At 44.4% G+C, this 5,547-nt stretch carries 3 protein-coding genes and 1 pseudogene; 1 reads left to right on the plus strand and 3 read right to left on the minus strand.

The genetic code is table 11. From position 1 onward, the window contains the following. Positions 1 to 244: 244 nt before the first annotated feature. Genes ACEYJ7_RS10060 through ACEYJ7_RS10070 form a run of 3 tightly spaced genes read right to left on the minus strand, consistent with a single transcriptional unit; the run spans position 245 to position 5,176 of the window. On the minus strand, positions 245 to 3,352 hold the full coding sequence (locus ACEYJ7_RS10060; protein ID WP_373778966.1) for an efflux RND transporter permease subunit: 3,108 nt from the start codon (positions 3,350 to 3,352) through the stop codon (positions 245 to 247). An 11-nt stretch (positions 3,353 to 3,363) separates the two neighbouring features. Continuing rightward, positions 3,364 to 4,572, minus strand: a complete 1,209-nt coding sequence (locus ACEYJ7_RS10065) for an efflux RND transporter periplasmic adaptor subunit (RefSeq protein WP_373778967.1) — start codon at positions 4,570 to 4,572, stop codon at positions 3,364 to 3,366. A 22-nt stretch (positions 4,573 to 4,594) separates the two neighbouring features. Next, positions 4,595 to 5,176, minus strand: a complete 582-nt coding sequence (locus ACEYJ7_RS10070; RefSeq protein ID WP_373778968.1) for a TetR/AcrR family transcriptional regulator — start codon at positions 5,174 to 5,176, stop codon at positions 4,595 to 4,597. 200 nt (positions 5,177 to 5,376) lie between these two features. On the opposite strand from ACEYJ7_RS10070, the pseudogene purH reads away from it, so the two are divergent. Continuing rightward, positions 5,377 to 5,547 (plus strand): annotated as a pseudogene (gene purH / locus ACEYJ7_RS10075) (bifunctional phosphoribosylaminoimidazolecarboxamide formyltransferase/IMP cyclohydrolase); the annotation flags it as partial.

The raw sequence follows: 5,547 nt of genomic DNA on the forward strand, positions 1-5,547 counted from the left end.
CACACTGAGCTGAGTCATAAATAACCTTATTGATTTAAAAAGAAAATAACGGGGTGCATTTTACGTTAAAAAAGAATGCAACGTATAGACCATAAGTTGTAAAAAAAATTTAATTGAGTAAATATCACTTGACTAAGCAACCCGTTATAAACACAACAAGCGGTCGGTTTTCCTTCAAAATTTGCAAATTTTGGGGTGAAACCGACCGCTTGTTTTATTTGGCTATTATAAGAGACTGTCCGCCTTAGTGAGCGTTATCGCCTCCGATTTTGGCATATTTTGCTTCGTCAAACTCCGGTAACGGTTTATGTTCACTGGCAAGGAACGTATAGATGACCGGCAAGACGAACAAGGTAAAGAGCGTACCGATACCCAAACCGGCAACAATCACCATACCGATACTGAAACGCGCCACCGCACCGGCGCCTGCCGCATAAAGTAACGGAATCAAGCCCGCAATCATCGCCGCCGTCGTCATCATGATCGGACGTAAACGAATGGTTGCCGCATGGAAAATCGCTTCACTGCGCGATTTGCCGTGAAGAAGTTGCTCTTCTTTCGCCACTTCACACATCAAGATACCGTGTTTGGTGATTAAACCGACAAGCGTAATCAACCCAACCTGAGAGTAAATATTCAGTGTTGAACCGGCAACCCCCTGAATGCCAAGGATGTTCATCACTAATAACGCGCCGCTGATTGCCAACGGAACAGAAACCAAGATCACCAACGGATCGCGCCATGATTCAAATTGAATCGCCAACACGATATAGATAATGACCACCGCCAAGGCAAAGGTAAACATCATTGCATTACCTTCTTGAACGTATTGGCGTGCTTCGCTTAAGAAGTCGTACTGATAACCTTGCGGTAAGCTTTGATCCAATTCCGCTTTTGCCCAGTTGACCGCATCACCGATTGACCCCGACACAACGCCTGAAATGGTGGCGGAGTTAAGTTGGTTCATACGTGATAATTTTGACGGCTGGGTAGTGAGCTCCATCTTCACAAATGAGCCGAGGGGAATCGATGCACCGCTGCTCGTCGTCACATAATATTTCATCAAATCTTCCGGATTGAGACGATCTTGACGAACCGCTTGCGACACGATTTGATAAGCGCGGGAATCAATATCTACACGGGTAATGGTTGCGCCTGAAAGGAAAGCGCCGAGCGAGTTACTGACTTGCTGCATGGTTACGCCGTAGGTTCCCATTTTTTCACGATCAAAGGTCATATTCATGGTCACCGTATCAAATTTTAAATCTAAGCTTGAGAAGAAAAATTGACCCGATGCCTGCGCTTTTTTCAAGAAATCCGCCGCCACTTCCGCCAATTTGGAATAATCATTTGCAGAAGTAATCACCACGGAGAACGGTAGACCGCTTTCTCCCGTTGAAATTTCAGGGAAAGAGATGGCATTCACGTTCATCGCGACGATGTCTTTACCCAATGCCGCCACGTCTTGTGAGATTTGTGCCTGACTACGATCTCGATCATTCCAATCTTTAAGTGAAATCACGGTAAAGGCACTGTTATACCCGTTAAAACCGGCAACATTCATCACGGCGGAGACTTCCGGAATTTGGCGCACCTTCTCTTCAAACGGTTTAAGCGCTTCTTGAGTATAATCCAAGTTGGTATTTGACGGACCGGTAGAGAATCCGATAACAACGCCACGGTCTTCCGTCGGAGCCACTTCAGTAGAAAGTGAACCAAATAAAAACGGTAATGTGGTAAAAATCGCCACCGCAAAGATCAACATAAAGCGACGCACGGACATCACCATCGTCAACATATTGGTATAACAGGACGTCATTTTATCCAACATGCGATGAATAAATCGGACAAAGCGCCCTTCTTCGCCCTCTTTATGCTCTTTTAAGACACGGCTTGACATCATCGGAGAAAGCGTTAACGCCGCAATTCCCGAAATAACCACCGCACCGGCAAGGGTGAGTGCAAATTCTTTAAATAAAGAGCCCGTTACCCCTGTCATTAACGCCATCGGAGAATATACCGCCGCTAAGGTGATCGTCATCGAAATGACCGGTAAGGCAATTTCACGTGTACCGATAATCGCCGCATCAAATGGCGTTTTCCCTTCTTTTACGTGGCGTTCTACGTTTTCCAATACGACAATCGCATCATCCACCACAAGCCCGATCGCTAAGATCAACGCGAGAAGCGTTAATAAGTTGATGGAGAAGCCCATCATTTGCAGAATGAACAACACCCCAATCAATGAAATCGGGATAGTAATAACCGGCACAATCATTGCTCGTAGGGATCCTAAGAACAGGATAATAACGACCAACACGATCACGGTTGCTTCACCGATAGTTTTCACCACTTCTGCAATCGAGCTGTTAATCGCAATGGTTTTGTCGTACATAATTTGCCCATCGATTGAGGCAGGTAAGTTTTTCTGTAGCTGCTCAAACATAGGGTAAATATTTTTTGCCACAGTAAGTGTATTTGCCGTTGTTGCGGCGGTAACAGCCAATACGACAGCTTCTTTACCGTCTGCCGTTGAACGGGCGGAATCTGAAGATTTGTCCAACTCCACGGTTGCCACATCTTTTAACTTGATTTGTTGACCGTCCGAGGTGGTGGAGATCGTCACGTTTTCCAGCTCGGAAACGGAAGGCGTGGTGGACTCCACTTTATTTTTATAAATGGTGTAATAACCGTTTGCATTGCCTGCTGCCGTTTGTAAGTTATTAGCGTTGAGCGAAGATAAGACGGTCGCGCCCGACAAATTATAGGCAGCCATTTTGTCCGGATCCAACCAAATACGCAAACCGAATGTGGAACCACCAAAAACATCCACGCTTGACACCCCGTTTACCGTAAAAAATTGCGGCTTAACCACACGGTTAATGTAGTCGGTTACCTGCGACGAATTCAATTCATCCGACACAAAACGGATAAACATCATTTGATCCATCGAACCGGTAGAAACACTGATACTCGGATCATCGGCTTCACTCGGCAGATTCGAACGAATTGCATTGACCTTCGCCGAAATATCGGAAAGCGCTGCATTCGGGTCGGTGTTTAACTTCATTTTTGCCGTTACCGTCGTGGTACTCGGTTCACTAGATGACGTCATGTAGTCAATATTATCCGCCTGTGCAACCGCTTCCTCAATTTGTGAGGTAATCAGCGCTTGCATCAAACTTGAATCTGCCCCTGAATAATTGACCTCAACGGTCACAATGGATATCGTCATTTCAGGATATTCACGCACCTGTAAACTACTGATCGATTGTAAGCCCAAAATGGTAATTAAAAGGCTGATACAGACCGCCAACACAGGACGTTTAATAAAAATATCGGTAAATTTCACAGCTTACCTCGCTATAATTTGGTATTGGTTGCAGGAGCCGTTACCCCGACAGGTTCTTGCTCGGAAATGATCACTAATGAATTATTACTTAAACGTTGCATCCCGCCGGTGACAATCACATCACCTTTTTTCAACCCTTTACTCAGCTGTGAATAAATTCCTCTACGATCCTTGGTTTTCACCTCAGCCTGTTTAACACGATAGATTTTATCCGGCACCAAGCTCGGATTTTGCTCAACCATTTTACTCACGATCGCTTTATCTTCCTCAGACAACGGCTGTAATACATATACGCTCTCACCATACATGGTATAGGCGACGGCAATTTGAGGAACCACCGTCTGTTCATATAACGTAGGCAATGCGACATTTAAACGAGCAAACATACCTGACAGTAATTTATCCTGCCCTTCCTCAACCACGGCTTCCAAATTAATTAACCCGGTGGATTTGTCTACCGCAGGATCAATCGCAATAATACGTGCCGGGAAGGTTCTACCCGGTAAAGCATCAATAGTCGCCGTCACTTTTTGACCGATAAAGATACTTTCTAAATCCGTTTGCGGCAGAGTGAAGCGAATTTTCATCGAGCTCTGATCTTCTACGCGTACAATTTCCGTACCTGCCGTAATATATTGCCCGACATTGACATTCACAATACCGGCAATACCGTCGAAAGGCGCATAGATTTGGCGACGCGCGATCTCTGCTTTCAACGATTCAATGGTTGCCACCAGCTGGTTATAGGTCGATTGTGCCGAATCCAAATCTGCCTTCGATGCACTGTTTGACGCGACAAGGTTACGGTAACGGTTATAGCTGGCTTGTGCTGCCGGTAACTGTGCTTCACTGGCTTTTAAACTTGCACGTTCCACCGAACTGTCAATTTCAACCAACAGTTGACCTTTTTTCACTTTCTCACCGGATTTCACCAATACCTTGGTGACTGAACCGGCGGTTTGTGCACTAATCATCGCACCTTGATTCGGACGAATAGAACCAACGGCAGAAATAACCGGGGTCCATTCACGTCCGCTCACTGTCATTACCGTGACAGGGTTAACGGATTCCGGCATATGTAATGCCGCTTCCGCTTTTTTACTCGCGATAAATTGTTGCATGCCGACCACACCGCCGAATACGATGAGGACAATCAACAAGATCAACACCATAACAAATTTCTTGCCTCTACCTATTGGCTTCTGTGCTTCTGTTGTCATAATTTCTCCATATAAATTTTGATTAAATCGTTATTGCTTTCCAAGTTCGAAGAACGGTTTCTTCCAAAACCGCCTCAGAATAGACTTCACCTAATATAAGTTGCTGACGCATCAGCTCCCAAACCGTATGCATGCTGATGGCAAATAGCACAAACGGAGGTAGCAACGCAATCACACCGCTTTCTTGCCCTTGCCTCACAAATTTATTCCATGTAGTCTCTTCCGATTTCAAACATTCCAACATGATCGTTTGAAACTGCGGCAATGATTCGTATTGGTGGATATTTTTGACAATATCCGGTTTGCTCAACATAAATTGCCACGTATCACGCCACATCTGCTTATACTGTTCAAAAAGCGGTAAGGTCGGATCATGTTTACTGTCCACTGCCGTATGAAAAGCATCAAAAAGGTATAATACAAGCTGCTGTAACAAACTTTCTTTGTCTTTAAAATATAAATAAATCGTCCCCACGGAGACACCGGCTTCTTTAGCTATTTTATGCGTAGATATATTTTGCACACCTTCTTTTGCCATTAACCGATCTGCAGCATTTAGAATGCGAACGGCAACTTCATTTCGCGGTAGAATTTCGTCAAACATAAAAAAATGGACCTGTTAAGGTTACTGAACGGTCGTTCATTTTACTGTTAAAATATTTTTTTCGCAAAAGATTAAAATCAAGGTTTTGTAAATAATAGCTTTGCGCAAACGTTTGCTTTATAATCTCGCCGTTTTTTAATTCCTCGCGATGTTAAGCGAGGAATTTCACTTTTTAATTTGATATCAAAGGAACAAACATAATGACTTATCGTCCTATCCAGCAAGCATTATTAAGTGTGTCTGACAAAACAGGCATCGTTGAATTTGCCCAAGGCTTAGTTCAACGTGGTGTAAAACTACTCTCAACAGGCGGAACAGCAAAATTACTCGCAGACCGCGGTTTACCCGTGACCGAAGTATCGGATTACACC

The organism is Glaesserella sp. (assembly GCF_041814905.1).
Taxonomy (GTDB): domain Bacteria; phylum Pseudomonadota; class Gammaproteobacteria; order Enterobacterales; family Pasteurellaceae; genus Glaesserella.